General features: G+C 68.4%; 15 protein-coding genes. 6 read left to right on the top strand and 9 right to left on the bottom strand.

What is annotated here, in order from left to right; translation table 11 throughout:
* Nucleotides 1-32 precede the first annotated feature (32 nt).
* Together VGJ96_00255 and VGJ96_00250 are read right to left on the bottom strand one after the other, a co-directional pair.
* Complete coding sequence (locus VGJ96_00255; GenBank protein HEY3285530.1) at nt 33-557, bottom strand: ferritin; 525 nt, start codon at nt 555-557, stop codon at nt 33-35.
* 19 nt (nt 558-576) lie between these two features.
* Complete coding sequence (locus VGJ96_00250; GenBank protein ID HEY3285529.1) at nt 577-1368, bottom strand: GAF domain-containing protein; 792 nt, start codon at nt 1366-1368, stop codon at nt 577-579.
* Between the two features lie 129 nt (nt 1369-1497).
* Between VGJ96_00250 and VGJ96_00245 the strand changes: the two genes are divergently transcribed.
* Entirely contained in the window at nt 1498-2835 is a 1338-nt protein-coding gene (locus VGJ96_00245; protein ID HEY3285528.1) for a thymidine phosphorylase, read from the top strand.
* 237 nt (nt 2836-3072) lie between these two features.
* Complete coding sequence (locus VGJ96_00240; GenBank protein HEY3285527.1) at nt 3073-4443, top strand: serine hydrolase; 1371 nt, start codon at nt 3073-3075, stop codon at nt 4441-4443.
* Nucleotides 4444-4450: 7 nt separating this feature from the next.
* Here VGJ96_00240 and VGJ96_00235 read toward each other — a convergent pair whose 3' ends face one another.
* Nucleotides 4451-4909, bottom strand: a complete 459-nt coding sequence (locus tag VGJ96_00235) for a hypothetical protein (GenBank protein HEY3285526.1) — start codon at nt 4907-4909, stop codon at nt 4451-4453.
* Nucleotides 4910-5168: 259 nt separating this feature from the next.
* Between VGJ96_00235 and VGJ96_00230 the strand changes: the two genes are divergently transcribed.
* Nucleotides 5169-6350 carry a C40 family peptidase gene (locus VGJ96_00230; GenBank protein HEY3285525.1) on the top strand — a complete coding sequence of 394 codons (1182 nt, stop codon included), beginning with the start codon at nt 5169-5171 and terminating at the stop codon, nt 6348-6350.
* 77 nt (nt 6351-6427) lie between these two features.
* On the opposite strand, the gene VGJ96_00225 is transcribed toward VGJ96_00230, so the two are convergent.
* From VGJ96_00225 to VGJ96_00200, 6 genes are all read right to left on the bottom strand, one after another.
* Nucleotides 6428-7582, bottom strand: a complete 1155-nt coding sequence (locus VGJ96_00225; GenBank protein ID HEY3285524.1) for a dipeptide epimerase — start codon at nt 7580-7582, stop codon at nt 6428-6430.
* Nucleotides 7583-7652: 70 nt separating this feature from the next.
* Nucleotides 7653-8390 carry a YIP1 family protein gene (locus tag VGJ96_00220; GenBank protein HEY3285523.1) on the bottom strand — a complete coding sequence of 246 codons (738 nt, stop codon included), beginning with the start codon at nt 8388-8390 and terminating at the stop codon, nt 7653-7655.
* 279 nt (nt 8391-8669) lie between these two features.
* Nucleotides 8670-10619 carry a DNA topoisomerase (ATP-hydrolyzing) subunit B gene (gene gyrB, locus VGJ96_00215; GenBank protein ID HEY3285522.1) on the bottom strand — a complete coding sequence of 650 codons (1950 nt, stop codon included), beginning with the start codon at nt 10617-10619 and terminating at the stop codon, nt 8670-8672.
* A gap of 141 nt (nt 10620-10760) precedes the next feature.
* On the bottom strand, nt 10761-11069 hold the full coding sequence (locus VGJ96_00210) for a DUF721 domain-containing protein (GenBank protein ID HEY3285521.1): 309 nt from the start codon (nt 11067-11069) through the stop codon (nt 10761-10763).
* A complete protein-coding gene (gene recF / locus VGJ96_00205) occupies nt 11066-12181 on the bottom strand; it encodes a DNA replication and repair protein RecF (GenBank protein HEY3285520.1) in 1116 nt (371 codons plus the stop codon). Before recF ends, VGJ96_00210 begins: the two co-directional genes overlap by 4 nt.
* Before the next feature lie 7 nt (nt 12182-12188).
* Nucleotides 12189-12968: an enoyl-CoA hydratase-related protein gene (locus tag VGJ96_00200; GenBank protein ID HEY3285519.1), complete on the bottom strand. Its 780-nt coding sequence runs from the start codon at nt 12966-12968 to the stop codon at nt 12189-12191.
* Nucleotides 12969-13244: 276 nt separating this feature from the next.
* Here VGJ96_00200 and mtnA point away from each other — a divergent pair, with 276 nt between their 5' ends.
* From mtnA to VGJ96_00185, 3 genes are all read left to right on the top strand, one after another.
* Entirely contained in the window at nt 13245-14258 is a 1014-nt protein-coding gene (gene mtnA / locus VGJ96_00195) for an S-methyl-5-thioribose-1-phosphate isomerase (GenBank protein ID HEY3285518.1), read from the top strand.
* A 7-nt stretch (nt 14259-14265) separates the two neighbouring features.
* Nucleotides 14266-14586: a hypothetical protein gene (locus VGJ96_00190; GenBank protein HEY3285517.1), complete on the top strand. Its 321-nt coding sequence runs from the start codon at nt 14266-14268 to the stop codon at nt 14584-14586.
* 61 nt (nt 14587-14647) lie between these two features.
* On the top strand, nt 14648-14860 hold the full coding sequence (locus tag VGJ96_00185) for a hypothetical protein (protein HEY3285516.1): 213 nt from the start codon (nt 14648-14650) through the stop codon (nt 14858-14860).
* The last annotated feature ends 38 nt before the right edge of the window (nt 14861-14898 follow it).

The following is a 14898-nucleotide window of genomic DNA, read 5'->3' as shown; positions in this document are numbered from 1 at the left end:
GACAGACCCCTTCCCGGGTTGCCGGCATCCGCCTACGCGGCTCCCTCGCCTTCGCCGCCCTCCGGCTCGGCCAGCCCACCCTGCTGGAGGAACTGTTCCACGTAGAAGAGGCCGCTCTCGCCGGCGCGCTTGACCATCTGCACCAGCAGGCTGGCGGAGGTGACCTCCTCGCGCTGCTCGTTCACGAACCACTCGAGGGCGTTCTTGCTCAGGTGGTCCTTGTCCGTGATCGCCTGATCCACGAGCGCGTTGATCTGCGCGGTCACCTTCAGCTCGCTTTCGAGGGCCAGCTTCACCGCCTCGAGCGCGCCCTTGAAGCCCATCTTCGGCGCCGGGACGGCGGGGATCTTCAACTCAGCGTCGGCATCGAGGACGAGCTTGACCAGGCGCATGGCGTGGTCGCGCTCCTCGAGCGCCTGCGCATAGTAGTGCTTCGCCAGTGTCGGCAGCCCTTCCTGGTCGAAGTAGGTCGCGATGGCGACGTACTGGTGCGACGCGGAGAGTTCATTGCCGACCTGCGCATTGAGCATCGTGTTCAGTTTCTTGCTGATCAGCATGGCGGTGCTCCTCGGAGGTTCAGCCCTTGGCTTCTTCGGCGACGACATTCAGCGCCACTTCGACGAGGCGCTCGAGTTCTTCATCCGAGGCCTTGGGCAACAGGGTTTCGGCCCACATGTGGTCCTGCGTGCCGGCGTAGCGGTCGAGCAGGCGGCGCAGGAAGGCCACCAGCGCGATCCGTTCGAGATCGGCCCGGCGCGACTCGTGCTGCTTGTCCTCGGTCGAACGAAGCAGCGCCTCGAACCTGTGCGCGTTGCGCAGCGCCTTGGCCGTGAGCTCGGCGACCACCTGCGTGAACCGCACGTCGGCGTCCGAGAACGGCATGGCGTCGCGCTCCGTCCGCAGAAAGATCGCCCCGATCACATCCTGCCGCCACCGAATCGGGACGACGATGATCGAGCGCACGTTGCGCGCGTTCAGTTCCGAGCGGACGCTCAGGTACGCGGGATCGTTGGCCGCGTCGGGAATGAAGACCGTCTCGCCGCTGTCGAAGGCGCGCTTGAGCTCCGGATACCGGTCGAGATCCACCACGAGGTTGCGGATCGACGGATCCTCGTAGCTCGCCACCAGCCGCACGCCCTCGCGTTCGCCCGCGAGAAAGATCGAACAGCGGTCGAGGCCGAACGTCTGTCCCAGCTTCCCCGCGATGGTCTGCAGGATGTCCACGAAGTGCAGCGAGCTGGAGATCTCCTGCAGGATGTCCACGATCGCCAGCAGGTGTTCCTTCTCGCGCGTCAGCTCGCGCACGCGCGCTTGCAAGCGCGTGATTTCCTCACCGGCGTCGACCGGATTCGGCGTGGGACTGGTCAAGCCTGCCTCCCTGCGTATGGGCGTCGAGCCCGTGACATTTCCCGCAGTGCGTCGTAGTGCGTATGACCGGGGGCGTGCGCCCGTTTCCGGCCCACGGGGGAACGTACGGGGCGCGTCGCCACACGGTCAATGCACCTCCTGGACCTCATTCTCAAGAAACGCGACGGCGGCCGGCTGACCCCGGCCGAGTTGCAGACGTTCGCCGCCGAGTATGCCGCCGGGAACTTTCCGGACTATCAGGTTGCCGCCCTCCTCATGGCCATCTTCTTCCGCGGCCTGGACGACGAGGAAGGCTTCGCCCTCATGGAAGGGATGCTCAACAGCGGTGGCCGCCTCGATCTCTCTCGGCTGGGCATGCCCGTCATCGACAAGCACTCCACGGGCGGCGTCGGCGACAAGGTGTCGATTCCGCTCGCTCCGCTCGTGGCCGCCTGCGGCATCGCCGTGCCCATGATGAGCGGCCGTGGGCTCGGCCACACCGGGGGGACGCTCGACAAGCTCGAGTCCATCCCGGGCTTCAACACCCGCCTCTCGCTCGCCGAGGCAAAGGCCCAGGTGGAACGCGTGGGGTGTGCGCTCATCGGGCAGACGGGTGAGATCGCGCCGGCCGACAAGAAGCTGTATGCCCTGCGCGACGCCACGGCGACGGTGGAAGCGATTCCGCTCATCGCGGCCTCCATCATGAGCAAGAAGCTGGCGGAGGGGCTCAACGGCCTGGTGCTCGACGTCAAGACGGGGGCCGGGGCCTTCATGCCCGAACTCGACCGGGCGCTCACCCTGGCCCGGACGATGGTGGCGATCGGCGAGCGGTGCGGCTGTCCGACGGTCGCCCTCATGACCTCCATGGCGCATCCACTCGGCGTCGCCTGTGGCAACGCGCTCGAGATCGAGGAAAGTCTCGAGGTGCTGCGCGGCGGCGGCCCGGCCGACACCCGCGAGGTCACCCTCGCGCTCGGCGCGGAGATGATGGTCCTTGCGAAACTGGCCGTGGACGTCGGTGCGGCGCGTCCCGTGCTCGAGGACGCGCTGCGCACCGGGGCGGCGCTCGAGAAGTTCCGGCAGATCGTCGAGGCGCAGGGCGGCGACCCACGCGTGGTGGACGATCCCAAGGGCGTGCTGCCGCAGGCGAAGGAGCAGGCGATGGTGACGGCGCCGCGCGCGGGCATCGTGCAGACGGTCGCGCCGCGCGTCATCGGCCGCGGCATCATCACGCTGGGCGGCGGCCGCCTGACGATGGAGGATGCGGTGGACCCGTCCGTCGGGTTCCGAATCCTCGTGCGTCCGGGCCAGCACGCCACGCGTGGCCAGCCGCTGGCCGTGATCTACGCGCGCGACGCCCATGGGATCGCGGCCGGCAGGGCGTGCATCGCCGAGGCCGTGGTGATCGGCGACGAGCCCTTCACGCCGGCGGCGCTCGTCAGCCATCGGGTCACGGTGGGTGGGGTTCAGGCGGTTACGGCTGATTGAGGATTGGGAATTCGGATTGCGATAGCGGATTACGATTGCGGATCGCGATGGGCGATAGGACCCACGGCGGCGACCCAGCACGGCGACCACGCACGGCGACCACGCACGGCAATCACGCACGGCGATCACGCACGGCGATCACGCACGGCGATCCGCGCTAAACAATCGCCGGTCGCCGTCCGTAGTCGTAATCAGTAATCCCGTTCCGGATTCCCCATCCTCAATCATCCCGCCGCCATGTTCTCCTCCCGCGTTCTGCAGGCGAGTCTCGCGACTCTCGTCCTGGCGGCGCCGCTTTCCGCGCAGCTTCCCGCCGACTCCTCCATTCGCGCCATCATCCAGCCGCGCGTAGACGCGGGGTTGTGGGCCGGGGTCGCGGTGGGGCTGGTGGACAAGAGCGGGGCACGCCGCACCCTCGCCTACGGACCGAACGCCGGCGTCGCGCCATTCGACGACCGCACGGTCTTCGAGATCGGTTCGATCACGAAGACGTTCACGACCGCCATCCTCGCCGACATGGTGCGCAAGGGCGAGGTCGCGCTCGACGATCCGGTGGCGAAGTACCTGCCGCCCGGCACCGTCGTCCCCGCGCGGGACGGCAAGCAGATCACGCTGCTCGACCTTGCAACGCAGACCTCGGGCCTGCCGCGGATGCCGGCGAACTTCAGCCCGAAGGACGCGGCCAATCCGTACGCCGACTACACGCCCGCGCAGCTCTACGACTTCCTGAAGTCGTACCAGCTGCCGCGCGGCATTGGCGAGAAGTACGAATACTCCAATCTCGGCATGGGTTTGCTCGGCCACGCCCTCGCCTTGCATGCGGGCAAGAGCTACGAGGCGCTGGTGACGGAGCGCGTGCTCGCGCCGTTGAAGATGAACGACACGCGCATCGCGCTGGACAAGGGCATGCGCACGCGCCTCGCACCCGGCCACGGTCCGGATGGTGCCGTCGTCGCGAACTGGGACCTCCCGACGCTCGAGGGCGCCGGTGCGCTGCGATCCACCGTGCGCGACATGCTCACGTTCATTCGCGCCAATGCGGATTCGACGTCGACACCGCTCGGGCCGACACTGGCGCTCGCCCACGGCGCGCGGCGTCCCGGAGGCTCGCCGGCCATCACCTTGGGACTCGCCTGGCATCGCCTGCGCCTTCCGTCGGGGAACGTGATCGTGTTCCACAATGGCGGCACCGGTGGCTATCGCACCTTCACCGGCTATAGCGAGAAGACGGGCGACGCGGTGGTGGTGCTCGCCAATACATCGAACAGCGTCGATGAGATCGGATTCCGCCTGCTCGAGCCGGGCTTCCCCGTCCCGCCCGTGCCGAAGAAGCGCACCGCGGTGCCGCTCCCCGAGGCGACGCTCGAGCGCTACGTGGGCACCTTCGAGCTCGCGCCGACGTTCGCCATCGTCATCACGCGCGAAGGGATCCAGCTATTCGCCCAGCCCACGGGGCAGCCGCGCTTTCCACTCTTCGCGGAAAAGGAAGACGAATTCTTCCTGAAGGTGGTGGACGCGCAGGTCACGTTCACCAAGGACAGCACCGGCGTCGTCACGGGCCTCGTGCTCCACCAGAACGGGCTGACCCAGCCGGCGAAGAAGAAGTAGCGGCGCGCTACGTCCCCACCGACCCGCTGAACAGCGACTGCAGGTTCAGCGTGGGCGACTTGGTCTTGCTGGCCAGCGTCACGTAGGCGCGGGCGAGCGCGTCCTTGCCGGCGCCGAGGACCGTGCCCACGAGCCCCAGCGCCTCCGCGTACTGCTCGGGCGGAAGCTCCTTGATCACCCGCGTCCAGATCGCCTCCTCCAGCACATTGAACGCGGTCTGCACCTCCCACAGGTCGAATCCGGCGGCGAACCGTTCGCTGGCCACCCGCTCGGCATGCCGGAGCAGTGGTCCCAGTTTCCGCTCGGCGATCGCGTCCACCGACAGGCGATAGAGATCGTGCAGGCGCGCACGGGTCTGCTCCATTCCCGCCTGCTCGTAACTCTTCAGGTGCGAGCGAACCATCGCCTGGAAGGCCTCGTCGACGATCGCTTCGCCGCGTTCGTGCAGCAATTGCAGTAGTGGCATGGGTCGGATGCTCAATGAGCTGACGCGTCGCGCGAGTGATGGGCTGGGTCCAGGTCGGCGCGCGCGACGTCGACTGAGCGCGCGGCCGGTCGCATTCAATATACGGTTTCACCGGCCCGTCCTCGCTCCGACGATTGCAGGGCAGGAACGTCAGGCGTCACCTCACGTGCGGCACGGCACCCGTCGTCTGGCGTCGCCTGTCGCGCACGGGCAATTTCCAGGGGTCCCCTTGGCCCACATGCCTCTCTGGAAGGCCGTCATGATGCGTCGAAACGAACACCTGCCGCTGCTTGCGCTCGTCCTCTGCTTGCTGGCGGCGACGCCCTCCGGCGCGGGGGCGCAGGACGATCCGTGCAAATCCGCGGTCGCCGCCGTCAAGGCGCGCTACGCGCCCGACCGCCGCGTGGCGGTCTTCGACGTCACCTGCGTGCAGCAGGCCACCCAGGTTCTCGTGCGTGGCGACGTCGATCAGGAAGCGGCCCGCCGTGACGTCCTCGCCGCCCTCGCGGCCGCGAAACTGGCGCCGGTGGTCGACAGCATCCGCGTCCTCCCCGATCCCGCGCTGGCGGGCACGCCGTTTGGCATCGTGAAGGTCAGCGTCGGCAACGTGCGTTCCAATCCCGCCCACTCCGCGGAACTGGCCACGCAGGTGATGATGGGGATGGTCGTGAAGCTGCTCAAGCGCCAGGGCGACTGGTACTACGTGCAGGGTCCGGACCAGTACCTCGGCTGGCTCGAGGGGGTGGCGATGCACCTGACCCAGCAGGCCGGCGTGGACGCCTGGCAGAACGGACCCCGCGTGATCATGACCGCCTACTTCGGCGTCGTGCGCAGCAAGCCGGACACCACGTCGTTGCCGGTGAGCGACGCAGTCCCCGGCGTGCTGTTCAAGGACGATGGCGTGCGCGGGGCGTGGCGTGCCGTGGAGACCCCGGACGGCCGCAAGGGCTTCATTCAGCGCACGCTCGTCGCGGATTACGCGAGGTGGAGAGCGACCCGCAAGCTGACCGCGGACAACGTCGAGCTTACCGCCAAGCGTTTCATCGGCGTCCCGTACCTGTGGGGCGGCACGTCGCCCAAGGGCATGGACTGCTCCGGCTTCACGAAGAACGTCTTCCGGCTCAACGGGCTGGAGCTGAATCGCGACGCGAACCAGCAGGCGCAGATGGGGAACGAAGTCCCGGTGGGCGACGACTTCCGGCACCTGGCCAAGGGCGACCTGCTCTTCTTCGGGCGCAAGGCGACCGCCGAGCAGTCCGAACGCATCACCCACGTCGCGATCTACCTGCAGGACAAGCAGTTTATCCACACGCCGGGCGGCGCCGGCGTGCGCATCGACAGCTTCAACCCCGCGGCGGCCAACTTCAACGACGGGCTGCTCAAGAACCTCGTGCGCGCGCGGCGCATCATCGGGGCCGTGCCGCCGCGGGTGCAGCCCTAGCCGTTCCTGGAGGCTAGATGAGAACGCGGCGAACGGAACGCTCCGTTCGCCGCGAATCGTATCGAGGGGGCAGGGCGCTACTTCTTGAGCTTCTCCACGCCGATCCCGGGCCGGTCGAGCAGCGTGACCTTGCCGTCCACGACCTTCGTGCCGTCGTACACGTCGTTGCCGATGAGCAGCGCGCCGTCCAGATCGGCCCAGTCCACCATCGGCGACAGGTGCGACGCGGCGGAGATGGCGCACGACGTCTCCGTCATGCAGCCCAGCATCACCTTCAGGCCCAGCGACCGCGCGAGCACGATCATCTTGTGCGCCTCGCGCATGCCGGTGCACTTCATCAGCTTGATGTTGATGCCGTGATAGACGCCCTTGGCGTGCGGAATGTCGGTGAGGCGCTGCACGCCCTCGTCGCCGATGATGGGGAGCGGGCTCCGCTCGGTCAGCCACGCCAGGTCGTCCACCTGCTCCTTGGGCATCGGCTGCTCCACCATCACCACGCCGCGCTCCTTCAGCCAGAAGAGCATGTCGAGCGCGACGGCGCGGTCTCGCCACCCCTGGTTCACGTCGGCCGTGATCGGCGTGTTCGTCACCGAGCGGATGGTCTCGATCATCATCTTGTCGGTGTCGCGCCCGAGCTTGACCTTCAGCACCTTGAACTCGGCGGCCTCCTTCGTCTTCTGCCGCACGACGTCCTGCGTGTCGATGCCGATGGTGAACGAGGTGTACGGCGTCCGGGCGGCGTTGAAGCCCCAGATGTTGTACCACGGCTGCTTCATCAGGCGGCCCAGCAGGTCGTGCAGCGCGATGTCCACCGACGCCTTCGCCGCCGTGTTGCCCGAGGTGATCGCGTCGATGTCGCGCAGGATCGTGTCGAGCTCGAACGGATTGTCGTACTTCGACAGGTCCACGCGCGACAGGAAGTCCGTGACCGACGCGTGCGACTCGCCGAGATACGGCGGCATCGACGCCTCGCCGTAGCCGATCACGCCGTCGTACTCGACCTCGGTGAGCACCACCGGCGTGGTGGTGCGCGAGGAGTTGGCGATGGTGAAGACGTGCTTCAGCTCCAGCGTATACGGGCGAAAGCGCAGCGCGAGCCGCGGCTTGCCCGAAGGCCTGGCGCGGGGGCGGCGCACCGCGGCCGCATCGGCGGGCGCCACCAGCGCGGCCGCGGCCGCCGAACCGGCGATCAGTGACGACTGCTTGAGAAAATCACGGCGATTCTGGGTCACGGAATATTCCTGCGGGTCGAATGCGAATGTGACGCCGGCCGGCGGGCGGCCGGCGGCGGCAAGCGAGGGCTCAGCCGGAGATGGCCGCCTTCGCGAAGGTCCAGAGCGACGGCAACGCACCGAACGCCCACATGATGGCGCCGGCCGCGATCACCTTGTCCTTCGGCAGTTTCGCCACCACCCCGATGCCGATCGCCAGCAGCACCGTCACCCAGAGCGTGAAGAGGTCGATGCGTCCCAGCAGGCCAAGCAGCCCCGGGGACATCTCGGGATCGAGAAACCGCGCGACGCCCAGCGAGAGCTGGTAGCGGCCGCGCAGGCCGGCGGTGTCGAGGAGGAGCCCCTGCACCGAGACGGAGAGCGACTCGAGGATGCGCGGGAAGTACGAATACGTCGCGATCATGGTCGCCGCCTGGTACGAGAGCGAAGCGCCAAGGAGCTTCGCGGTCAGCCACGCGCAGAATCCGATGAGGAAGAGCGCGATGGGGATCCCGACGAAGGCCCCGAACGTCATGATCTGCTGGCCGATCTTGCGCCCCGTCTCCGCCTGGGCCGCGGTCATGCCGGGATTGTCCTTCATCGCCTGTGCCATGCCGCGCGCCAGCTCGGCGTCCATGAGGTCCTGCATGGTGGCGCGGTTGGCGAGGAAGAGGCCGCCCAGCACCAGCGTCAGGATGACGAGCACGAGGAAGTAACCGGAGTTCGCGCGCCGGGCGAAGACCTCGCGCGGCGAGACGAAGATGTCGACGAAATCCTCCGCGAGGGACACCTTGGCGGGCGCGGGGGCGGCGGGCGCTTCATCGGTCATGGTCAACTCCATCGGGAGAGAAGGATCGAACCCAATGAAGTTGCGGGTGTCCGGTGCGCCGGCGCAATTCGTGAGCGGCCGGACGAAGGCGTGGCGCATTCCCTGAGCGTTCGACGCCAGCCCCGTCCGCCGGTGCCGGCGGCGCCAGGTGCCTCCCCCGCCGACCCGCGTGGCAAAAAGAAAAGACCCGGGCGCCGCAGCGCGCCCGGGTCCATCGCCAATCGCATTCGTCAATCGAAATCGATCAATCGATTTCCGAGTTCCAGATCCTCAATCGTCCTAGATATCGAGGTTGGACACGAACTTCGCATTCGCCTCGATGAATGCCCGCCGCGGCTCCACCTCGTCGCCCATCAGCGTCTCGAACAGCTGGTGCGCCTGCGCGGCGTCATCGATGCCCACCTTCAGGATCGTGCGCGTCGCCGGATCCATCGTGGTCTTCCACAGCTGCTCGGGGTTCATCTCGCCGAGGCCCTTGTAGCGCTGGATGCCGACGTTCGCCTTGCCGTCCTCGCCCCCGCCCAGCCGCGTCACGAAGTCGGCGCGCTGCTGCTCGTCGAAGGCGTAGTACTCCTCCTTCCCCTTGGCGACCCGGTAGAGCGGCGGCTGCGCGATGTAGATGAAGCCGCTCTCGATGAGCTGCGGCATCTGCCGGAAGAAGAACGTGAGCAGCAGCGTGCGGATGTGCGCGCCGTCCACGTCGGCGTCCGTCATGATGATGATCTTGTGGTAGCGCGCCTGCTCGATGGAGAAGTCCTCCTCGCCGATCCCCGACCCGATGGCCGTGATGATCGTGCGGATCTCCTCGTTGCTCAGGATCTTGTCGATGCGCGCGCGCTCGACGTTCAGGATCTTGCCGCGCAGCGGCAGGATGGCCTGGAACATCCGGTCACGCCCCTGCTTGGCCGAGCCGCCCGCCGAGTCGCCCTCGACGAGGTAGAGCTCGCACAGCGCCGGATCGCTCAGCGAGCAGTCGGCCAGCTTGCCGGGCAGGTTGCCGACGTCGAGCGCCGATTTCTTGCGCGTGAGGTCGCGCGCCTTGCGCGCCGCCTCGCGGGCTCGCGCCGCCGCCAGCGCCTTCTCGATGACGATGTTGCCGACGCGCGGATGCTCCTCGAGGTACTCGGCCAGCCACTCGTTCACGTACGTCTTGACCGCCGACTCCACCTCGGAGTTGCCCAGCTTCGTCTTGGTCTGCCCCTCGAACTGCGGCTCCTTGACCTTGACGCTCAGCACGGCGGTGAGGCCCTCGCGCACGTCGTCGCCGCTCAGCCGCAGCTCCTTGTCCTTCTTGGCCGCGCTCGACTTGTCGAGGTGCTTGTTGATCACCGAGGTCAGCGCCGACTTGAAGCCGGTCAGGTGCGTGCCGCCCTCGTGCGTGTTGATGTTGTTGACGAACGAGAACATCGTCTCGTTGTAGCCGTCGTTGTACTGCAGCGCGATCTCGATGCCGATCCCGTCGCGCTCGGCGTCGGCGTAGAGGATCTCGTTGTGCAGCACCCTGCGGTTCGCGTTGAGGAACTGCACGAACTCGCGCAGGCCGCCCTTGGCGTGGAACGTCTCCTCCTTCTCCAGGCCCTCGCGCTCGTCCTTCAGCGTGACCTTCACGCCCTTGTTCAGGAACGACAGCTCGCGCAATCGCGAGGCGAGCGTGGCGTAGTCGTACTGCAGCTCGGTGAAGATCTCGTGGTCGGGCTTGAACCAGACCGTCGTGCCGGTGTCCTTGTCCTTCACCTTGCCGAGCACCTTGAGCTTCGTCGTCGTGTCGCCACGGACGAAGTCCATGTAGTGCTCCTTGCCGTCGCGCTTGATCCAGACCTTCAGCGACTCCGAGAGCGCGTTCACCACCGAGACGCCGACGCCGTGCAGGCCGCCCGACACCTTGTACGACTCCTTGTCGAACTTGCCGCCGGCGTGCAGCACCGTCAGCGCCAGCTCCACCCCCGGCAGCTTCTCGGTGGGATGCATGTCCACCGGGATGCCGCGGCCGTTGTCGATGACCGTGATCGAGTTGTCGGCGTGGATGGTGACCGCGACGGAGTCGCAGTAGCCGGCCAGCGCCTCGTCGATGGAGTTGTCCACGACCTCGTAGACGAGGTGATGGAGGCCGCGACTCGACGTCGAGCCGATGTACATGCCGGGGCGCTTGCGAACCGCCTCGAGTCCCTTCAGGACTTGAATGCCGGAGGCGTCGTAGTGCGATTCAGCCGCGTCGTTCGTCTTGGCCATTGCGCGCGCAGAAAGGGGAGTTGGGGGAGCTCCAAAGAAACGCCGAATTTCGAGTGTTTCTCCACATCTCCAATACTATAATTGAAAACGCCTCGGAACGCAACCCGAGGCACAGTATATAACGTTATGTAAATCAACAACTTACCGCTGTGCCTCCCAGCGAATCTTCCTAACAACGTCGCGCCCGGCGCTCTTGTTCACTTTCGCGACGAGTGTGCGCTCCATCATCGACAGCTCCTGCAGCCACGCGCTCGTCTTCACCGACACCGTCAGCGTGCCGTTCTCGGCGATGGCCCGTGCGTGCGTCACAGCGGCGATTTGCGGCCCGACCGCCCCGGCCCAGTGGGTCAGCACCTCCGCCCGGGCGATGCGCGCGCCCAACGGGCTTGCCGCGAGCAGGTCGGCCAGCGCGTCACCCACCTTCGCGGGGCCCCGACGGCGGTCGGTCACGATCCCTCCGACAGCGCGCCGCCCGCGATGCGGTAGCGGGCGAGGCGCGTGAAGCGCGCCGGAATCTCCTCCGGCCGCGGCACGCAGAGCACCACCTGGCCCACCCCCGCCTCGAGCAGCAGGTCGAGCACGCGCGCCGCGCGGCGGTTGTCGAGTTCCGCAAACGGATCGTCGAGCAGCAGCACCGGGAGCGTGGCGCGCCGCTGGCGCAGCGTCGCGGCCTCGAGGAGGCGCAGCGCGATGGCCCCCGTGCGCTGCTGCCCGGCCGAGCCAACCACACGCAACTCGCGCCCGTCCAGCGTCAGCGCCAGGTCGTCGCGATGCGGGCCGGCGTGCGTGCTGCCGCGCCGCAGGTCGTGTTCGCGCAGGCGCTCCAGCGCGGCGCGCAGCGCGTCCTCGACCGCCCCCTCATCCGACAGCGTCGTCGCGTACGCCATGGCGGCGAGGCCCGGCTCGCCAATGGCGTGCGACAGCCGCGTGAACTCCGCGGCGTGCTGTTCCACCCACGCCCGGCGCTCCGTCACGAGCACCGCGCCGTGTTCCGCGAGCGCGGGCTCCCAGGCCGCGACGGCCTCGGCGCCGCGCCGGTGGCGCGCCGCGTCGCGCAGCGCGGCGTTCCGCCGATCGAGCGCGGCCCGGTAGTGCCGCAGCGCGCGCAGGTAACTCGGCGAAGTGAGCGCGAGCGTGATGTCGAGGAACCGGCGACGCTCGGCCGGTCCGTCGCCCACCAGTGCCACGTCACGCGGGGCGAGCAGCACCGACGGCAGCGCGCCCAGCGCGTCGGTGATGCGCGGCAGTTCCACGCCGTCGCGCGTCACCTTCTTGCGGCCGGCGCGGTCGGCGCCGGCGCCAAGCTGGCGCGGGCCCTCCGGGCCGTGCACGGTGGCATGGACATGAAAGGCCGGTGCGTCGAATCGCACGAGGTCGCGGTCGCGCGCGCCGCGCGCCGAGCGCAGTTGCTCCACGTAGGCGAGCGCCTCGAGGAAGCTCGTCTTGCCCTGGCCGTTCTCGCCCACGATCGCGATCCCCTCGGGAGCGAGCGTCACGTCGATGCGCTCGAGATTGCGGAAGTCGCGTACCGCGAGTTCCGCCACGCGCGTGAGCGGTATCATCAGGCTCCTACTCGCCGGTGAACTGCGCGGGACGCTTGGCGAGGAATGCCGCCGTCCCTTCCGCCATGTCCTTCGTGGCGCCGAGCGAGCCGAAGAGGCGCGCTTCGAGCGCCAGCGCATCGTCGGCGAGTCGGTCGAAGCCGTCATTCACCGCCTCGATGGCGCGCGCCACGGCCACGGGCCCGTTCTTCGCCATCTGCAGGGCGATGGAGCGGGTCACGTCCGTGAGCGTCGTGTTCGTCGCCAATACGTCCACGAGCCCCAGCCGATACGCCTCATTGGCGTCAATCTGTTCGCCGCTGAGGATCATGCGCAGGGCGCGCCCCTTGCCGATGAGCCGCGGCAGGCGCTGCGTGCCGCCGTAGCCGGGGATGAGCCCCAGCTTCACCTCGGGGAGGCCGAACTTGGCATGCTCCGATGCGACGCGCACGTGGCAGGCCAGCGCCAGTTCACACCCACCGCCGAGGGCGAAACCGTTCACGGCGGCCACGACTGGCTTGGGCAGCCGCTCGATCCTGCTGAAGATGGCCTGGCCCCTGGCCGAGAGCCGCTCGAGTCCGGCCGCGTCGTTCGCGGCGATCTCGGCGATGTCCGCGCCGGCCACGAAGGCGCGGCCAGCGCCGGTGAGGATCACGGCGCCGACCAAACGGTCGGTCGCGAAGGCGGTGAAGACGCCATCCAGTTCCTCGAGGACGCGCGCATTGAGCGCGTTGAGCTTGTCGGGGCGGTTGATCGTGACCGTGGCGAGGCGGTCGGCGACCTCGACGGTCAGGAATTCGTAGGGCATATCGGCGCACCAAAGGGAGATGACGAAAGGTACGGGGGGCGGCAGGAAGGGTACAGAGTGAGGTGCAGGGTGCAGGGAACAGGGTGTGGTGCGGGGGAGGGGTGCGGGGTGTGCTGCGGGGGGTGGGGTGTGGTAAAGAGTGCGGGGTGTGGTGAAGAGTGCGGGGTGTGGTGCAGGAACTCGGGCCGAGTGTCCACGGACTTGTCTCCCCCTCCCCCTGCACCACACTCTTCCCCCGTACTCCGAACCACACCCTGTTCCCTGCACCCTGCACCCGTGATTCCACGCTCTCTCCGCTGGGACTCCCACCGTCGAACGCTCCGCATCATCGACCAGCGCCTGCTTCCCGGGCAGGTGGTCGAGCGCGAGTTGCGCACGCTCGATGACGTGGACGAGGCGGTGCGCACGCTCGCGGTGCGCGGGGCGCCGGCCATCGGCGTGGCGGCGGCGCTGGGCATCGTGGCGGCGTGCGCGCAGGGCGCGATGCCGGCACGTCCGGCGTTGCTCCTCGCCATCGACCGGCTCGCCCATGCGCGTCCGACGGCGGTGAACCTCCCGTGGGCCATGCGCCGCATGCGCGCCGTGGTGGAGCACGTCACCGCGGACGGCGCCGCACTGCTCGACGCGCTGGCCGCCGAGGCGGAGGCCATCCTCGCGGAAGACGAGCAGATGTGCGAGGCCATCGGCCGCCACGGCGCCGCGCTCATTCCCGACGGCGCGCGGGTGCTCACGCACTGCAACGCCGGCGCGATGGCGACGGCCGGCATCGGCACGGCGCTCGCGCCGGTCTACACGGCCGCCGCCGCGGGACGCCGCGTCGAGGTGATCGCCTGCGAGACGCGTCCGCTGTTGCAGGGCAGCCGCATCACCGCGTGGGAACTGGGCGAGGCGGGAATTCCCGTCACGGTCTGCACCGACGGGATGGCCGCGTCACTGATGCGCGCCGGACGCGTCGACCTGGTGATCGTGGGGGCCGATCGCATCGCCGCCAATGGCGACGTCGCGAACAAGATCGGTACCTACGCGCACGCGGTCGCGGCGCACCATCATCAGCTGCCGTTCTACGTGGCGGCGCCCTCGTCGACCATCGATCCCGCCACGCCGCATGGCGAGGCCATCGCCATCGAGCAGCGCGCGGCCGACGAAGTGCGGCGTGTCGGCGACCGCGATGTCGTTCCCGCCGGCGCGGCGGTGCACAACCCGGCCTTCGATGTCACGCCCGCGGCGCTCGTGCGCGCGATCGTCACCGATCGCGGCATCGCGCACCCGCCGTACCGGTTCACGGCGTGAGGTGACGATGAACCTGACGCTCGTCTTCCTGCTCTTCTCCGGCGGTCCGCCGCACCGCGCCAACGACCCGTGGTTCGGGCGCGACACGTTCCTGCACGCGGCGGCGTCGGCGGTGGTGCAGGGCGCGGCGTACTCCCTGTTCCGCCGCGACGCGCGTTACACCGTCGCCGTGCAGCGCGCCTCGCTCGTCACGGTCGCGGTCGGCGTCGGCAAGGAACTCTACGATCGGCGACATCCCGCGCAGCACACCGCGAGCTGGCGCGACCTCGCGTGGGATGGCGTCGGTGGCACGGCCGCCACGGTCATCGCGCGACAAGCCGATCGATGAGGGCACCCCGTTTCAATTCCGGCGGCGAAGGGACAGACTTCAGGGATCCCCACCCTCCGAGATGACCGAGTCCACGCCGCAGGCCCCGCCATTCGCCCACCGCCGGAGCAACTTCATTCTCCGGGCGCTGATCGATGAGATGCTGGAGCAGGTCCGCGGACTGGATCGCCACTCGGCAGAGATGGCGTCGGAGGAGCGGGTGCGAGCCGAGCAGGCGCTCGATGAGCTCATGGCGCGCGTGCGTCGCGCGGCCATGAAAGGGCCGGCCGCCTGATCCAGCTGGGCGACCTGTCGCTGTGGCTCGCGCTCCTG

The sequence above is a fragment of the Gemmatimonadaceae bacterium genome (assembly GCA_036504815.1).
In the GTDB taxonomy this organism is placed as follows: Bacteria; Gemmatimonadota; Gemmatimonadetes; order Gemmatimonadales; family Gemmatimonadaceae; genus PNKL01.
This window is presented reverse-complemented; position numbering and strand designations above follow the sequence as displayed.

Coding starts and splice junctions, on each gene's coding strand:
- VGJ96_00255 (HEY3285530.1), bottom strand. CDS start 557: ATGCTGATCAGCAAGAAACTGAACACGATGCTCAATGCGCAGGTCGGC.
- VGJ96_00245 (HEY3285528.1), top strand. CDS start 1,498: ATGCACCTCCTGGACCTCATTCTCAAGAAACGCGACGGCGGCCGGCTG.
- VGJ96_00240 (HEY3285527.1), top strand. CDS start 3,073: ATGTTCTCCTCCCGCGTTCTGCAGGCGAGTCTCGCGACTCTCGTCCTG.
- VGJ96_00235 (HEY3285526.1), bottom strand. CDS start 4,909: ATGCCACTACTGCAATTGCTGCACGAACGCGGCGAAGCGATCGTCGAC.
- VGJ96_00230 (HEY3285525.1), top strand. CDS start 5,169: ATGATGCGTCGAAACGAACACCTGCCGCTGCTTGCGCTCGTCCTCTGC.
- VGJ96_00220 (HEY3285523.1), bottom strand. CDS start 8,390: ATGACCGATGAAGCGCCCGCCGCCCCCGCGCCCGCCAAGGTGTCCCTC.
- gyrB (HEY3285522.1), bottom strand. CDS start 10,619: ATGGCCAAGACGAACGACGCGGCTGAATCGCACTACGACGCCTCCGGC.
- recF (HEY3285520.1), bottom strand. CDS start 12,181: ATGATACCGCTCACGCGCGTGGCGGAACTCGCGGTACGCGACTTCCGC.
- VGJ96_00200 (HEY3285519.1), bottom strand. CDS start 12,968: ATGCCCTACGAATTCCTGACCGTCGAGGTCGCCGACCGCCTCGCCACG.
- VGJ96_00190 (HEY3285517.1), top strand. CDS start 14,266: ATGAACCTGACGCTCGTCTTCCTGCTCTTCTCCGGCGGTCCGCCGCAC.
- VGJ96_00185 (HEY3285516.1), top strand. CDS start 14,648: ATGACCGAGTCCACGCCGCAGGCCCCGCCATTCGCCCACCGCCGGAGC.